The sequence below is a fragment of the Streptomyces sp. NPDC002730 genome (assembly GCF_042888805.1).
Lineage (GTDB): Bacteria > Actinomycetota > Actinomycetes > Streptomycetales > Streptomycetaceae > Streptomyces.
On sequence record NZ_JBIAQG010000002.1, the window covers coordinates 230,004 to 244,831 of the forward strand.

General features: G+C 69.6%; 15 protein-coding genes and 1 tRNA gene. 9 read left to right on the plus strand and 7 right to left on the minus strand.

From position 1 onward, the window contains the following. Positions 1-23: 23 nt before the first annotated feature. Entirely contained in the window at positions 24-1,607 is a 1,584-nt protein-coding gene (locus ACFYXH_RS05930; RefSeq protein WP_389560918.1) for an oxidoreductase, read from the plus strand. A 64-nt stretch (positions 1,608-1,671) separates the two neighbouring features. Here the strand turns inward: ACFYXH_RS05930 and ACFYXH_RS05935 are convergent, their stop codons facing one another. Continuing rightward, positions 1,672-3,129, minus strand: coding sequence for an MFS transporter (locus ACFYXH_RS05935; RefSeq protein ID WP_389560919.1), 1,458 nt, complete (start codon positions 3,127-3,129; stop codon positions 1,672-1,674). Positions 3,130-3,220: 91 nt separating this feature from the next. Here ACFYXH_RS05935 and ACFYXH_RS05940 point away from each other — a divergent pair, with 91 nt between their 5' ends. After that, positions 3,221-4,126, plus strand: a complete 906-nt coding sequence (locus ACFYXH_RS05940) for a LysR family transcriptional regulator (protein WP_389560920.1) — start codon at positions 3,221-3,223, stop codon at positions 4,124-4,126. 45 nt (positions 4,127-4,171) lie between these two features. On the opposite strand, the gene ACFYXH_RS05945 is transcribed toward ACFYXH_RS05940, so the two are convergent. Together ACFYXH_RS05945 and ACFYXH_RS05950 are read right to left on the minus strand one after the other, a co-directional pair. After that, entirely contained in the window at positions 4,172-4,561 is a 390-nt protein-coding gene (locus tag ACFYXH_RS05945) for a TraR/DksA family transcriptional regulator (RefSeq protein ID WP_389560921.1), read from the minus strand. Positions 4,562-4,642: 81 nt separating this feature from the next. Continuing rightward, the gene (locus ACFYXH_RS05950) at positions 4,643-5,137 is read right to left on the minus strand and encodes an SseB family protein (protein ID WP_389560922.1); all 495 of its coding nucleotides are present in this window, start codon (positions 5,135-5,137) and stop codon (positions 4,643-4,645) included. A 384-nt stretch (positions 5,138-5,521) separates the two neighbouring features. Here ACFYXH_RS05950 and ACFYXH_RS05955 point away from each other — a divergent pair, with 384 nt between their 5' ends. Then, entirely contained in the window at positions 5,522-5,947 is a 426-nt protein-coding gene (locus tag ACFYXH_RS05955; protein WP_389560923.1) for an OsmC family peroxiredoxin, read from the plus strand. Positions 5,948-6,012: 65 nt separating this feature from the next. Here ACFYXH_RS05955 and ACFYXH_RS05960 read toward each other — a convergent pair whose 3' ends face one another. Continuing rightward, positions 6,013-6,252 (minus strand): hypothetical protein, encoded by a 240-nt coding sequence (locus ACFYXH_RS05960; protein ID WP_389560924.1) that lies wholly within the window; start codon positions 6,250-6,252, stop codon positions 6,013-6,015. A gap of 537 nt (positions 6,253-6,789) precedes the next feature. On the opposite strand from ACFYXH_RS05960, the gene ACFYXH_RS05965 reads away from it, so the two are divergent. Beyond that, positions 6,790-7,521 (plus strand): SDR family oxidoreductase, encoded by a 732-nt coding sequence (locus ACFYXH_RS05965; RefSeq protein WP_389560925.1) that lies wholly within the window; start codon positions 6,790-6,792, stop codon positions 7,519-7,521. A 30-nt stretch (positions 7,522-7,551) separates the two neighbouring features. Next, a complete protein-coding gene (locus tag ACFYXH_RS05970; protein ID WP_389560926.1) occupies positions 7,552-7,998 on the plus strand; it encodes a cupin domain-containing protein in 447 nt (148 codons plus the stop codon). A 50-nt stretch (positions 7,999-8,048) separates the two neighbouring features. Here the strand turns inward: ACFYXH_RS05970 and ACFYXH_RS05975 are convergent, their stop codons facing one another. Next, positions 8,049-8,504: a winged helix-turn-helix transcriptional regulator gene (locus ACFYXH_RS05975; protein WP_389560927.1), complete on the minus strand. Its 456-nt coding sequence runs from the start codon at positions 8,502-8,504 to the stop codon at positions 8,049-8,051. Between the two features lie 166 nt (positions 8,505-8,670). Here ACFYXH_RS05975 and ACFYXH_RS05980 point away from each other — a divergent pair, with 166 nt between their 5' ends. Together ACFYXH_RS05980 and ACFYXH_RS05985 are read left to right on the plus strand one after the other, a co-directional pair. After that, positions 8,671-9,513, plus strand: a complete 843-nt coding sequence (locus tag ACFYXH_RS05980; protein ID WP_389560928.1) for an alpha/beta fold hydrolase — start codon at positions 8,671-8,673, stop codon at positions 9,511-9,513. A 402-nt stretch (positions 9,514-9,915) separates the two neighbouring features. Then, positions 9,916-10,281 (plus strand): tyrosine-type recombinase/integrase, encoded by a 366-nt coding sequence (locus tag ACFYXH_RS05985; protein WP_389560929.1) that lies wholly within the window; start codon positions 9,916-9,918, stop codon positions 10,279-10,281. A gap of 326 nt (positions 10,282-10,607) precedes the next feature. Here the strand turns inward: ACFYXH_RS05985 and ACFYXH_RS05990 are convergent, their stop codons facing one another. Then, the gene (locus ACFYXH_RS05990) at positions 10,608-11,060 is read right to left on the minus strand and encodes a hypothetical protein (protein ID WP_389560930.1); all 453 of its coding nucleotides are present in this window, start codon (positions 11,058-11,060) and stop codon (positions 10,608-10,610) included. 1,224 nt (positions 11,061-12,284) lie between these two features. Further along, a tRNA-Val gene (locus ACFYXH_RS05995) sits at positions 12,285-12,359 on the minus strand. Between the two features lie 183 nt (positions 12,360-12,542). On the opposite strand from ACFYXH_RS05995, the gene ACFYXH_RS06000 reads away from it, so the two are divergent. Next, entirely contained in the window at positions 12,543-13,328 is a 786-nt protein-coding gene (locus ACFYXH_RS06000; RefSeq protein ID WP_389561287.1) for a DUF4097 family beta strand repeat-containing protein, read from the plus strand. Between the two features lie 71 nt (positions 13,329-13,399). Further along, positions 13,400-14,773, plus strand: a complete 1,374-nt coding sequence (locus ACFYXH_RS06005) for a hypothetical protein (RefSeq protein WP_389560931.1) — start codon at positions 13,400-13,402, stop codon at positions 14,771-14,773. Positions 14,774-14,828 lie beyond the last annotated feature (55 nt).

The window sequence follows — 14,828 nt, forward strand, 5'->3', positions numbered from 1 at the left end:
CCGCACCGGAATGATGATCAATTGTGCCCCTCGATGAACTGACCGCCTGCGAGAGCCAATTGTGGAGTGCCTTCCCCCAGGGCGCCGCCGTCGATGTCCGTGACGGCTCGCCGTCTGCGGAGGGCGTCGTCCGGGCCGATGTCGCCGCCGCACTGCTGCTGGGTGCCGCGGAAGTCGCGCCCGGCGACCGCCCGGCGCTCCGCCTGACCGGCGCGCGTATCACGGGCATGCTCGACCTGCGGTTCGCATCGGTCCCTCACCCGGTTCTGCTCACCGACTGCCGGTTCGACGAGGCGCCACTTCTGCGAGGTGCCCAGACGCGCGAACTCACCCTCACCGGCTGCGAACTGCCGGGGTTGGACGCTCACTCGGCGCAGATCGACGGACGACTGATCCTGTCCGGCTGCCGCCTTGCCGGGTCCCTCGTACTCACCCGGGCACAGGTTCGCGGAGACGTGGACCTGCGCGAAGCCGTGATCAAGGTGCCCGGCGGCGATGCCATAGCCGCCGCCGGTGCCCGCGTGGACGGTGATTGGCTGTGCACGAGCCTGGCCACCGAGGGACGCTTCCGTCTGTCCGGCGCGTCCATAGCGGGAGAGTTCGATCTGGAGCGCGCCTCGTTGAGGAATCCCGGCGGCCACGCTCTGGACGCCTACCACGTACAGATAACCGAAGACTTCACTCTCCATCCCGGTTTCCGTGCCGAGGGCCGGATCATCCTGTCGGGCGCCACAGTCGCGGCAGCGATCGGCTTCTGCGGCGCCCGGCTGAGCAACCCGGGCGACGTGGCCCTGGAAGCGGTCGACGTCAACGTCAACCGCAACTTCGATCTCGGCGAGGGCCTCACAGTCGACGGAGGCATACGGCTCGACGGCAGCCGGACCGGTACGGTTCTCAGCTTTCGCCACGCCCGGCTCGCCAACCCCGGCGGCACCGTCCTCTCCCTCAGCCGGGTCCAGGCCCAGGAGGCCGACATGCGCACGGCAGCCCCGCCCGAGGGCCTGGTCGACCTGCGCGGTGCCCGCATCGGGCACCTGCACGACGCGCCCGAAAGCTGGCCCGCCGGCCTGCGATTGACCGAGGCGACGTACGACGTCCTCACCTCGCCCCTGGCAGCGGCCGAACGGCTCGACTGGCTCCGACGCGACACGGACGACTACCTCCCGCAGCCGTATGAGCAGCTCGCCGCGACGTACCGCCGGCTGGGACACGAGGACGAGGCGCGTACGGTCCTGCTCGCCAAACAGCGCCACCGCCGCACCACACTCCCCCGGCACACCCGTCTCTGGGGCTACATCCAGGACGCCGCCGTCGGCTACGGCTACCGCCCGCTGCGTGCAGGCCTCTGGCTCGTGGCGCTGCTCTCGATCGGCGCGGTCGTCTTCGGCCTGCATCCGCCAGGACCACTCGAGGCCGGAAAGGCACCCGCGTTCAACGCGGTCTTCTACACGCTGGATCTGCTGTTGCCGGTCATCACCTTCGGACAGGAGGGCGCATTCGCGCCAGAGGGAACCGAGCAGTGGCTCGCCTACGGCCTGATCGCTGCCGGATGGATCCTGGCCACGGCGGTGACTGCCGGTATCTCGCGGGCGATCAGCCGCCAATAGCCGTTCAGCTGTCGGAACACACCGAGGTTGCGCTCGCGCACCTCGCCCCGGGGCTTGATGCCGCTCATGCCGTCTCCTTCGCGGGCTCGCGCGAGCCGCCGGCGGCGGCCACCGTACGGGCGCGGCCGGAGCCGCGGTAGCCGATCACGACGGCGACGGTCGCGGCGAGGAGCAAGACGGCGACGATGCGAAGGCCGGTGCCCATGGCGGCGATGAACTCCGCTGTCTGGGACGGGTTTTGGGGCACTCCACTGAACCGCGCGGCAAGTACGGTGCCGACCACCGCAACACCCAGCGCGGCCCCGATCTCACGTGCCGCCGTATTGAGGCCGGATCCGAGTCCGGCCTGGTGCGCGGGCAGCTCCGCGACGACGGTGACCGTCAGCGCGGGTGCGCACAGGCCCATTCCGGCGGAGAGGACCAGCAGGTAGAGCGCGTACAGCGGATATGGAGTACCCGTGTCCGCCGTGGAGACGAGCAACAGACCGGCCCCGATCAGCCCGAGACCGCCGCCGACCAGCGGCCGCGGCCCGAACCGGGTCTGCCAGCGCGCGCCGAGCTTCGGTACGAGCGCCATACCGACGGTCAGCGGCACGATCGCCACGCCGGTGAGCGCGACCGAGAAGCCCTTGGCGTACTGCAGATACTGCGCGTTGACGTAGAAGAGCGAGAAGAGCCCGAAGAAACTGGCGGCCGTGCCCAACGCCCCGGCCCGCAGCCGCCGCGAGGCGAAGACCCTGGGGTCGAACAGCGGCCGCTCGGCGCGCAGGGCATGCACGGTGAAGAGCGCGAGCAGCACCGCGCCGGCCGCGAAGGCGGTCAGGACGTGCGCCGAACTCCAGCCGTACGAAGGGCCCTCGATGATTCCGTAGACCATCGCGACCAGCGCGACGGTCAGCAGCAATGAGCCGAGCGGGTCGAGCGCGGCGGCGGAGTGCGTGGGTGTACGGGGCGTGGTGCGGGCGACGGCGAGGGCGAGCAGCGCGGCGAGCGGCACCATCACCCAGAACAGGGCGCGCCAGGACAGGTACTGGCCGACGAGCCCGCCGCCGAGGTTCCCGGCGAGGCCGCCGAGTCCGACGGCGAGCGTCCAGGTGGCGAGGGCCTGGGCGGTGCGCTGCGGTCCGGCGAGGCGCACGAGGATCGACATGGTGGCGGGCATGATCAGCGATGCCCCCGCGCCGCACAGCCCGCGCCCGGCGATGAGGACGGCGGGCGCGGTGGCGAGCGCGCTGGTGGCGGCGCCGGCGGCGAAGAGGCCGAGGCCGCAGAGGAGGGCGCCTTTGCGGCCGAGGCGGTCACCGAGGGCTCCCGCGGGGATGAGGAGCGCGGCGAAGACGATGACGTACGCGTCGACGGCCCAAAGTATCTGAGTGTCCGTCAAGTCAAGTGCCGAAGAGGCGAGCTGTGGAATCAGCAGATTGATCGCGGCGACCATGCTCTGTGCGACGAGCACACAGCCGCAGAGCGCGAGCAGCGCGGACCGGGTCAGACCTGGCGGCTTCTGGGCAGGGCTGGACAAGGCTCCTCCTCGGAGCTGGTCGGGTTGGGGTCTGCTGTCCACCGTAGGGTTGGGTTCACTTGCTTTCCAGTGCAACTAACGCAAGGAATAAATGCGCGTGACGCAATCCAGCCTGGACCTCAATCTTCTGGTCGCCCTGGACGTCCTCCTGGAGGAATCCAGCGTCTCCGGCGCCGCGGCCCGCCTGCATCTGTCGGAGCCCGCGATGAGCCGCACCCTGGGCCGGATCCGCAAGGCGCTCGGCGATCCGGTACTGGTGCGCGCGGGCCGGAACATGGTGCCGACGCCGCACGCCCTCGCCATCCGCGGCGAGGTCCGGGCGGTCGTCGAGCAGGCACGCGGCATCTTCACCGCCGGTGGCCAGGTGGACCTGCGCACCCTGTCCCGTACGTTCACCGTGCTCGCGCACGACACGCTCGCGGCGGCATTCGGCTCCGCGCTGTTCGCCAGGATCGGCGAAGAGGCACCGGGTGTACGGCTCCGTTTCCTGATGGAAAGCCATGTGGATGCACCGGCTCTGCGCGAGGGCGTCGCCGACCTGGAAGTGGGCGTGATCGACACCCGCTCCCCGGAGGTCCATACGGAGCACCTCTTCGACGACCGGATGCTGGGCGTCGTACGCCCCGGTCACCCGCTGCTGCGCGGCAGACTCACGCCGGAGCGTTTCGCGTCGGCGGACCACCTGATCGTGTCCCGCCGCGGCCGCCTGCAGGGCCCGATCGACACGGCCCTCGCCGAACTCGGCCTGACGCGCCGGGTGGTGGGCAGCGTCGGTACCTATCCTTCGTCGCTGTTCATCCTGCTGACGAGCGACCTGGTGGGCCTGGTCGCCACCCGGGCCCGCCCCCTGACGGACACCCTGGGCCTGAAGACCTTCGAGATCCCGCTCCCCCTGCCGCCGCTCCCTTTCGGGCTGGCGTGGCATCCCCGGCACGACGCGGACCTGGCGCACGCGTGGCTACGGGAGTGTGCGCGGGAGCTGATCACGGAGGGGTGACGCGGGGATCCCTCCGCATGGGGGTGCGTGCTGAGCCCGCCCCGGTCAGCGGGGGCGGGCCGCGGCACAGCGCACGCAGGTGCTCGCCGCGGGGCGCACCTCCAGACGTTCCACCGGGATCGGCTCGCCGCACCCCTCGCACCGCCCGTAGTCGCCTTGCTCCAGCCGTTCCAGCGCCCGATCCAGATCGGCCAGGTGGTCGCGCGCCTGTGCCAGCAGCGCAGCGATATGGGCCCGCTCGAAGGCGGTGCTCGATCCCTCCGGGTCGTGCTCGTCGTCGATCGCCACCAGGGCATTCGCCTCGACGATCCCGTCGAAGTCACGGCTCAACGCCGCGATCTGGGCGCTCGTGCCGGCACGTTCGGCCGCCAACCGCTCGCGGACGGGCTCACGCTCGGTCGGGGGGAAAACGGCGTCAGGGGACGAATCGCTCACCAACGCGACAACATCAGCACTCGGGTTCGCATTCCGCGCACCCCGCGCCGCGTGCACGCCGGACGGGGGCCGAAAACCCTGTCATACGGGCGGGGTCCGGCCGGGCTCTCCGGCGCCATCTCCCTCCGCACCGGTCCGGTCCGGCCGGCCGACCTGACCGTTGCGCCGGCTGACGCCGGGCAGCGCCCGCACCAGGTCGGGGGGAAGGGCGAGGCCCTGGTCAGTGGACGGGTTGACCGCCAGCCACAGGTCGTCCGCCGGCCAATTCGCGGCCAGCTCGACGAGGGGGATGCGGAGCGCGGTGCCGGGGTCTCCTCCGGCCGCCACCAGCGCGTCCTCGGTCGTGAAGACGGGGATGTATCGAGTGCCGTCCTGTTCGATCACCGGCAGGGCGATAGCGCCCTCGGGACGCTCCTCCTCGCCCTCCACCGGCGGCGCCTGCGGCAGCAGGGCCACGCTGTTCGCAAGACCGATCAGGGTGGCCTGGGTGTCCGCCGCCTCCGCTGCGGACTGGGTTCCCTCGGGGGAAGGCCCATCGGTCGGGGGCCCGTGTTCGTCGGGTGTCGAGGCGCTCATGTCTTGTCCTCTCGTCGGCGTCGCTCACCGGCCACCCGCTCGACACGGGTGGGCACGGGTTGCCGCAGTCGCCGCCGGATGCCGCCCAGCGGCACGGGGCCGGGGCAAGCGTGGCAATACCACCAAGGCTATGCCGCCCGACGTTCTGTGCCACGTTCTCGATCAGGGAATCAGTGGTGACCGCGGCTGATGCTCCGTCCCGGGACCACGATCGCGAATGGATCGCCCCGGTCCGGCGACGCCTCTCGCGTACGGAAGGACCGCGGACAGACGGAGGCGGACAGACGGACCGGCGAGTCGGCGGTACGGCGCGTCGGAAGCCCGGGCGGCCGTCGCAGGGCGGACGATCTGGGAGACGTCATCCGTACACAGGAGGGATTCATCGTGGCCACCACGCGCAACGCTCACACCGAGTGGGAAGGCGAACTGATCAAGGGCTTCGGGGAAGTTACGCTCGACTCCTCGGGAGTCGGCCACTTCCCCGTGACCTGGGCCTCCCGCGCGGAGGAGCCTGAAGGGAAGACCAGCCCCGAGGAGCTGATCGCCGCAGCCCACTCCAGCTGTTTCTCGATGGCTCTGTCGAACACTCTCACCAAGGCCGGAACTCCACCGACGCTGCTCACGACGAAGGCCGCGGTCACCTTCGAGCCGGGCACCGGCATCACCGGAATCCACCTCACTGCGCAGGGCCAGGTGCCGGGTATCGACGAGGCCGCCTTCAAGGCGGCGGCCGAGGACGCGAAGGTCAACTGCCCGGTGAGCCAGGCCCTCACGGGCACGACGATCACGCTCACCTCCGCCCTGTCCTGACGCCGCGAACGCGACACCACGCCCCCTCTCCGCTTCGGCATGAGGGGGCATTCGTTATGCCCAGCTCAGGCGTCGGCGGCCGCTGCGAGGATGTCCTGCCGAATCCGCTCCATCGGCTCGCCCATGTCGCGGACCTCGGAGTCGAGTTCCCCGGCGCGGGGCGCCGCCTGCTGGAGCATCGCCACGACGTCCGCGCGGTGCAGCACCGGGCCGGGGCCGGTCAGCACCCGCCGCTGCGAGCCCTGCCCGGGGCCAGTGCCCAGTGCCCGGGTGGCCGCCCCGCTGATGTCAGCCCTGGATGTCATGTGGCATCAACACGACACCTCAGAGCCCCGACCATGATCGGTCGGGGCCTCTGCACTGGTGGGCGCGGACGGTTTCGAACCGCCGACATCTGCTTTGTAAGCCTGGCACTGATCTCTGAGGCGTTCGCCCTGCTCATCCCGCCCATGGCTGCCGCCCTGCCGACGCTTGCACTGCGCGATCCCCTGCTGACCGCGGTTGACCGGGCGATCTGGCACGGCTGTGGCACGACGAGCATCTGATCCGTAGCTCTGTGCGGATCAGTCATCGGGGGCCGTACAGGCCTTGGCACATGGCTCTGGAGCCGGTACAGGATGTCTGCGGTCGGCGGGGTTGCTGTACTTCGTTGCTGTACCTCTGGAGCCCCCGCATAGGCCGCTCGATTTACCTACTTCGCAGTCGACTGTATGCACCCATTGTCAGCGTTGCCGTCAGCACGCAGCGCCTCCAGGATGCCCAGGGCACGGTCCGCGTGCGCCGCGCACTGCACAGTCGCAATCTGGACGTACGACCTATCGGTGCGCGACGAAAGGTGCCCCATGAATATCGCAGTCATCGGCGGTACCGGCCTGATCGGGTCGCAGGTCGTGAAGAAGCTGAACGCGGCCGGGCACGAGGCCGTGCCGCACTCGCTGTCCACAGGTGTCGACGTGATCACGGGCCAGGGCCTGGCGGAGGCGTTGGCCGGCGCCGACGTGGTCGTCAACCTGACGAATTCCCCGACCTTCGACGACGCGTCCCCTGCGTTCTTCCAGACCTCGATGGACAACCTCCTGGTCGCCAGCCACAAAGGCGGGGTGGGGCACGTCGTCATTCTCTCGATCGTCGGCGCGGACCAGGTGCCCGATCTCGTCTACTACCGGGCCAAGGTCCTGCAGGAAGACATCCTCAAGGCCGGGCCGGTCCCCTACTCGATCGTCCTCGCCACCCAGTTCATGGAGTTCATCGACGCCGTCATGTCCTGGACCACCGAGGGCGACACCGTCCGCCTGCCCACCACCCCGCTCCAGCCGATCGCCGCCCAGGACATCTCCGACACCGTCGCCGAAGTCGCCGCCGGTCCCCCCTTGAACGGCACCCTCAACATCGCTGGGCCCGACGTCTTCCCCCTCGACGAACTCGGCCGGATCACCCTGAACGCCCACCCCGACGGCCGCACGGTCGTCACCGACGACACCGCCGGCATGTTCGCCGCCGTCCACGGCGATGCCCTCACCGCCAAGGGCGACGCCCGCATCGCCCCCACCCACTACAGCGACTGGCTCTCCTGAACCACCCAGCCCAACACCGGAGGCCTCACAATGTCGAACAATGAGCCGGCAGCAGGCAGCGCTGAGAGCCAACCGCGCTCAGAAGCATGGAAGACGGCGCTAACTGTGCTGCAGTCGGTGAAACCGCCGTCCATTCCGGATGGGGCAGAGGCGATGACGGTCCTCATCGAGTTCCCTCCCGGCGACCCCGGTACCCCTCCGCACCGGCACTCGGGACCCGCCTTCGGCTACATGCTGGAGGGAGAGATGCTCTTCGAGCTGGAAGGCGAGCCCGAGCGTGTGATCAAGGCCGGGGAGACGTTCTGGGAGCCGGGCGGCGATGTCATCCACTACCAGGACGGGAACAACCGGACGGACTCCTGGAGCCGCTTCCTCGTCACCATGATGTGTGCGCCGGGTCAGCCCATGCTCACCCTGGTCGACGACGAAGAGCTGGCACAGCGTCAACACCTGCGAGCTCCCCGTCCGGGCACCTAACCCGCCGCTGCCGCAAACTGCCACGCGTCGGACAGGCACGGCACCGGGCATCAACTGTCCGCGCGCAGCCGGCTAAACCCGGTCGTGTTCTGCGGGCCGAGGGCGGCGCCGCAGCGATCACACATCTGGTGCCGGTCAGGTTGGCCGCCACAGCCATCGTGCGTGACCGTCACGGGCGGCCCGCCCTGGTCGGGGTAGTACCGGTCCCCCCACTGCAGCAGGTGGTTCAGCACGGGCCACAGATCGAGGCCCTTGTCGGTCGGGACGTATTCGTAGCGGTCCGGCCGCTCCTGGTAGAGGCGGCGTTCCAGGACGCCGTGTTCCTCGAGTCGGCGCAGGCGGGCGGTCAGTACGCCGCGGGCGATGTCGAGCTCGTCCCGGAGTTCGTCGAACCGGCGCCGCCCCGCCATCACGCTGCGCAGGATCAGCAGCGACCAGCGCTCGCCCACGACTTCCAGCGAGCGGGCGATCGAGCAGACCTGCGAGTCATAGTCCCGAACCAGCATGCCCCCAGGCTACCGGGTGAGTCTTATGAAGGTACCCACGTGTTAGTCTCGTGAAAGAACTTGTAAGTCTCTTCAAGAGACTTTCTGGGGTTGATAGCCCCGGCTGTCATCCCCGAGCGCGGCCAGCATCAGCGCGCGCCAGACACCGATCAAGCAAGGAGACACCTTGTCGACCTACATTTCCGATACAGCGACCGATCAGTACGTGGACGGGCCGTCGACGCGGTTCGCGTATCGCCGGTTCGGCGCCTCTGGGGGTGTGCCTCTGGTTCTCGCCAGCCGGTTCCGCGGGACCATGGACCACTGGGACCCAGCGTTCCTGGATGTGCTGGCCCGGGAGCACGAGGTGATCGTCTTCGACAACGCGGGCGTCAATCTCTCCTCCGGCCGCACTACCGACCGCATCGGCGGGGCGGCCGAGGGCGCCATCGAGTTCATCGAGGCCCTGGGACTGGCGCAGATCGACCTGCTCGGCTGGTCGATGGGCGGCTTCGTCGCCCAGGCGGTCACGCTCAAGCGCCCTGATCTGGTGCGCCGTCTCATCGTGGCCGGCAGCGGCCCGGGCGCGGTGCCCGACTCGCCGCTCATGACTCCCGAGGCCCGCGTGGTGGCCAGCAAGCCGGTCAACGACGACGAGGACTTCCTCTTCCTGTTCTTCCCCGACACGCCCGCCGCCCGCGAGGCGGGCCTCGCCTCGCTGCGGCGCCTTGACTACCGGCTGGCCTCCTCCCAGGCTGCGGTGCGGGGAGAGAGCGTCGCGGCACAGGCCGCCGCCAACGCTGCCTGGGGCGGCGGCGAGGACTCGGCCTGGGCCGGCCTGGAGGAGCTCACCCTTCCGGTCCTCGTCGCCAACGGCGCCCACGATGTGATGATCCACGCGTACCAGAGCTACGCAATGTCCCAGCGGATGCCGAACGCCAAGGTGGTGCTGTACAGCGACGCCGGTCACGGCTTCCTCTTCCAGCACATCGAGGACTTCGGCAACGAGGTCCTTGCCTTCCTGCGCTGATCCGCCTGGACGGCTAGTCGGCGTAGCAGGCGGCCCTCCTTGCCGGGTGCGGTTCAGAGCGCTCGCTAGCCCACCACTCTCCCCGCGCACGCCACTCACCGGCCGGCACTCGCGAACGGGGCCCCCTCCATCTCGGAGCCTGAGCGCCCCCGCCGGAGGCATGCTCTTTGGCCGCGGGCGTACGTACGCCCGCGCGCGTCAGGCCGCGTCGGTCCGCACAGCACCACCGCCACGATCCGGCCTCGTTCGGTAACACAAAGCGTCTTTGACCTGCACTGTAGGGACTGCTCTGTGTCCCCTGGGCCTGTGCAGTGTTCTGGCCGCGCTGTGCGCGGCCATCGATCCCCTGATGATCGACCCGACTGCGTCGGGCTGCCGGGTGCGCTGACTGCCGAGCTGGCCGTGCATCTCGACCTGCATGCTGAATCGAGTCGTACGGGTCTGCTCTTCACCGGAGCACGAGGTGGCCAGCTTCGCCGGAACAACTACCGCCGCATCTGGCTGCGGGCTGTCGAGAAGGCCGGACTCGGGGACGTGCACTTTCACGACCTCCGGCATACGGGCAACACCCTGGCGGCGACCGGTGGTGCGACGACGCGTGAGCTGATGCAGCGCATGGGGCACTCGTCGGTTCGGGCGGCGCTGATCTATCAGCACTTGGTCAACGGACGGGATCATGCAATCGCCGCTCACGTCGATGAGCAGATCAAGAAGGTCCGGCCGGCAGATTCTGCTGCCGAAGGTCCCGAGGAGGTATCTGGCACGTAAGTGGCACGACGCCTCTCCCGCGCGCATCGCGGAGGAAGAACAAGGCCCAGGCTCTCGGCTTACTGCCGGTGACCTGGGCCTGTCCGTGTGTCCTACTGGTGGGCGCGGGCGGTTTCGAACCGCCGACATCTGCTTTGTAAGTTCGATCGGATGTCCAGTATTGCTGGCACTCCCATGGCCGCCCGTGCTGCGAGGAGCCGCGCATGACCGCTGTGGTCCACCGCCGTTGATGTCAGCTGTAGATGTCAATTTGAGGGCCTGGGCGTCGCTTACGCCCAGGGCCTCGCGGCCATGCTCACCCGCGCTCGGCTCCCGGAGGGAGCGGTCTACGGCTCCTCCAACTCCGCCTGGAGCTGCGGGGCTACGATGGGGGAATCGCCACCCTGAGACTGGGGCACCGAGACAGCGTTGCTTCCGGTGTTCTGGGCGGCGGCGAGGTCGATCACGTCATTGGTGTTCAGTTCAACAATCGTGGACACCTCCTGCGACACTGCATCGGCCCCGCTGTTAACCGTGGTGTCCTGACCGTCGAAGGCGACGAGGACCCCGTTGACCCGGATGCGTAGGTTCCGAGTCCCGCCCGGAGTCGCGGTGTAGATCCAGGCCAGCCTTGCCTTGAGGAGGTAGCGCCCGGGAGTGTTGACCACCAGGCTGTCGGACGCGTCATCAAACATCGCGTCCGTGTCGTAGGCAGCGCCATCGAAGTTGATCTTAGTAATGGTGTTGGTCGGGATGTCCTGGTTACTTGAGGCGAAGACACTGGCGCCGACATCGACCACGGGTGCGTCAGCTCCCGTCGCACCCGTCGCACCGGTCGGACCGGTCGGACCGGTCGCACCCGTCGCACCCGTCGGACCGGTCGGACCATCCGCGCCGGTGGGGCCTGTCGGACCATCCGCGCCGGTGGGGCCTGTCGGACCAGTCGGACCCGGGTCACCCTGCGCGCCCGTCGGACCCGTCGGACCCAGGTCACCCTGCGCGCCCGTCGGACCCGTCGGACCCGTCGGACCCAGGTCACCCTGCGCGCCCGTCGGACCCGTCGGACCCGTCGGACCCGGGTCACTCTGCGCGCCCGTCGGACCAGTCGGACCGGTCGGACCATCCGCGCCGGTGGGGCCTGTCGGACCGCCCGGCGTACCCGGGTCACCCTGCGCGCCGGTCGGACCAGTCGGACCCGGGTCACCCTGCGTGCCCGTCGGACCCGTCGGACCCGGGTCACCCTGCGCGCCCGACGAACCCGTCGGCCCCGTGGGCCCCGTCGGTCCCGTGGGCCCCGTCGGTCCCGTGGGCCCCGTTGCTCCGGTTGTGCCCTTCGGGCCTTTCTTGCAGTTGTCCTTGTCGCCGCGGCCCGGCCCGTCCTTGCACTTGTCGCCCGGGCCGCTCGTCGCGCTCACGCGTTCGTTCATGCTGGGAGCCGCGGCCGCGACCGGACTGACTACCCCGGCCGCCAGGACCATCGCCAGTGAGGCGATCGTGCCGCTGGCCCTCCACTTGGCTCGACGGGGCAGAGGTCCCAGTCGGGATCCTGTCCTGTTGTCAGGACTCATGTACGCGCTCCTCGTTCGATCGGTTGGGGACTCCTTGTCCGAACCCAAGGGCGAGCCTGGCCTGTGGGGAGCCGATCAATTGTCCTGCCTGGTCGACACGCGGCGATTTTCAGTAAATAGGAGTAGTCGACATACCTAGAAGGGTGCCTTCCCTCCGCTGACATGTACCCGGGGGGCGAACAATCGGGCACCGTTCCGGGACGCCCCGCGCGTGCATCCCCACCACTGCCGTGAAGAGTTGCGATCTGCGGGCGCCGCCCTCGAAAGCTACGACGATTGGACCGACGCCTGACCGACAGCTCCGTGCCGGCCAATTTCTCTGCGTCTGCTCACGCCGCGCGCCCTTGCCCCGTAGAGATCGTTCACTCAGCCCGCTGCTCACAATGAGCCTGAGGGACTGCCGTCAAGACCTACCGTCAACGCCCCCGCAGCGACTCGCTGCGGGGGCGCTCTGGCTGGTGGGCGCGGACGGTTTCGAACCGCCGACATCTGCTTTGTAAGAGCAGCGCTCTACCCCTGAGCTACGCACCCGTGGATGAAGGAACAGCGTACATGGCAGACGGGGGCGCCCTGCAAACCCGTTCCCGCCACGGCGCCCGACCGCCGCCGAGTACGGGGGCTACCCCCACCCCGAAACGGTGGTCGCCCGGATCGTTCCGCCGCCTGCGGGGTCATAGTTTGGGAAGCTCATCGGCAGAACTACCTGGGGGAACGATCACCGTGGCCGCACTCCGCACCCACACCCACGCCCGCACACTCCTCGCCGCCTCCGGCGCCGTCGTCGCCGCGGTCGCTCTCAGCGGGTGCGGGAGCGTCGATGCCGGAGCAGCGCCCGTCGAGAGCCGTTCCTTCCCCCTCACCGGGAAGACGCTGACCATCGACGCCGACAACTCCGAGATCAAGCTGGTGCCGGCCGATGTGAAGGATGTGCAGGTGACCCGGCAGGTCGACGGGTGGGTGTTCCTGGGGGACGGGCCCGAGCCCTCCTGGGAGATGAAGGACGGGACGCTGACCCTCCGCGTCAAGTGCGATGCGGTCTCCAGCAACTGCGAGTCGCGGCACACCGTGAAGGTCCCGCGCAGCGTCGCCGTCACCGTCGAGGACGACAACGGCAGCGTGACCGCCGACGGATTCCACACCGCGCTGAAGCTCCGCTCCGACAATGGCAAGGTGACGGTACGGGACTCCAGCGGGCCCCTCGAGCTGAACAGCAACAACGGCGAGATCGTCACCGAAACCGTCACCGCCAAGACCGTGACCGCCCGGTCGGACAACGGTTCCATTCAGCTCGGGCTCACCGCCGTGCCGGACCGGATCGAGAGCGTCAGCGACAACGGCGAGGTCGTCATCGAGCTGCCGCGCGCCGGAGCCCCGTACGCCGTCACCGCCACGAGCAGCAACGGCGATGTGAACGTCGACGTGCCGACCGCCAGCGGCAGCGCGCATGTGGTCGAGGCGCGCAGCGACAACGGTGAAGTCACTGTGCGAAGCGCGAACTAACCAACCCGTGTGTTCGTCCTTACCTGGTGGGAGAATGAACCGGGCAGGGCGATTCGGCACGGGAGAGGGATGTGACGGCGACACACGCACAGCCGCACGCAAGAGCGAAAGCGAGTGCGAGAGCCGTCCGCGACGTCCTTGCGCTGATGCTGCTGCCGTTGCCGTTGGTCGTCGCGGCGCTGCCGGGTGCGTTCGCCGGCGGGGGTACGCGGCGCTGGTTCGGCGGGCGCGGTGAGAGCCAGCGGGCCGACGCACAGGCCGCGAAGGACGCCGCCGCCGCTGCCTTCGTCGAACTGGACACCGCTCAGCGCGATCTCCGTATCTCGATAGAGACGATCACGGCGGTGGACAGTTCGCCGGGTGCCCGCCGGGCCGTGGACGACTTCGCCGCGCTCGGGCGGCGGATCGACGAAGTGAGCCTTGCGTACATCACCGCCGTCGACGCGCATGATCTCGACCGTGACGATCTGGAAGCCTCGGTGGCTTCACAGGCGCGCGGTGAGCTGAACCGGGCCAAGGACGATCTCGTACGGGTCAAGGGCGAGCTCGACCGGTTCACGCAGGGGCTCGGGCCGCTGCTCGACAAGGCCGAGACGCAGCTCGCCCGGCTGGCGCCCGCCGTGGAGCGGGCGCGACAGGCGCTCCTTTCCGCGAGCAATGCTCTCGATTCGGCGCGGAGCTCCGGTCTGCGAGCGGATGATCTCGCCGCCCGGCTCGCCGCACTCGGCCCCGAGCTCACCATGCTCAACCAGGGCGCGGGCCGGCACGGCGTGGCCGAGACCCTGCAGCGCGCCGACCGGGTGCTGCGTGACGCCGAAGCCGTACGGGCCGAGGCGGACCGGCTGCCCGAGCGTGCCGCCGAGACCGACAAGCGCCTGGTGTCGCTCCGTACCCGCGCGCAGGCTCTCAGCAACCGCGCCGGATCTGTCGAGCCGGTCCTGAGCGAGCTGCGGCGCCGCTTCTCCGCCGCCTGCTGGCAGGATCTGCAGCCTGTCCCCGAGCAGGCGGCGATCAGCGTCCGCCAGGCCGAGGAGAAGCTCAAGGAAGCGGGCAAGGCACGCGACGAGCAGCGCTGGGCTGATGCGACGGCCCTGCTCAGCACGGTGCGTGCGCTGCTGAACGCCACCGATGAGGCCGTGTCGGCGGCCGGCGACCGGCTGCAGCGGCTCAACGCCGTGGCGAAGGACCCGCAGCAGGAGATCGAGCGCACGCGGTTCGCGATCCGGGACGCGCAGCGCCTCGCCATGGCCGGGCGCAACACCCCGGACCCTCGTCACGCACGGCCGCTGGACGACTCGGTGGGGCGGCTGGAGCGGGCCGTCACCGGGCTCGAGGGACGCCACCCCGACTACTGGCACTTTCTGACGGAGACCGAGGCGGTACGGCGCACGGTCGCCCGCGTGGTCGAGCAGATCCGCGAGGACCGGGGCGCGGGCGGGACCTGAGGGCCCGGGGGCCGCGGTCTGAAGGCGCGTGGCCCAAGGATCGAGGCGTGGCCCG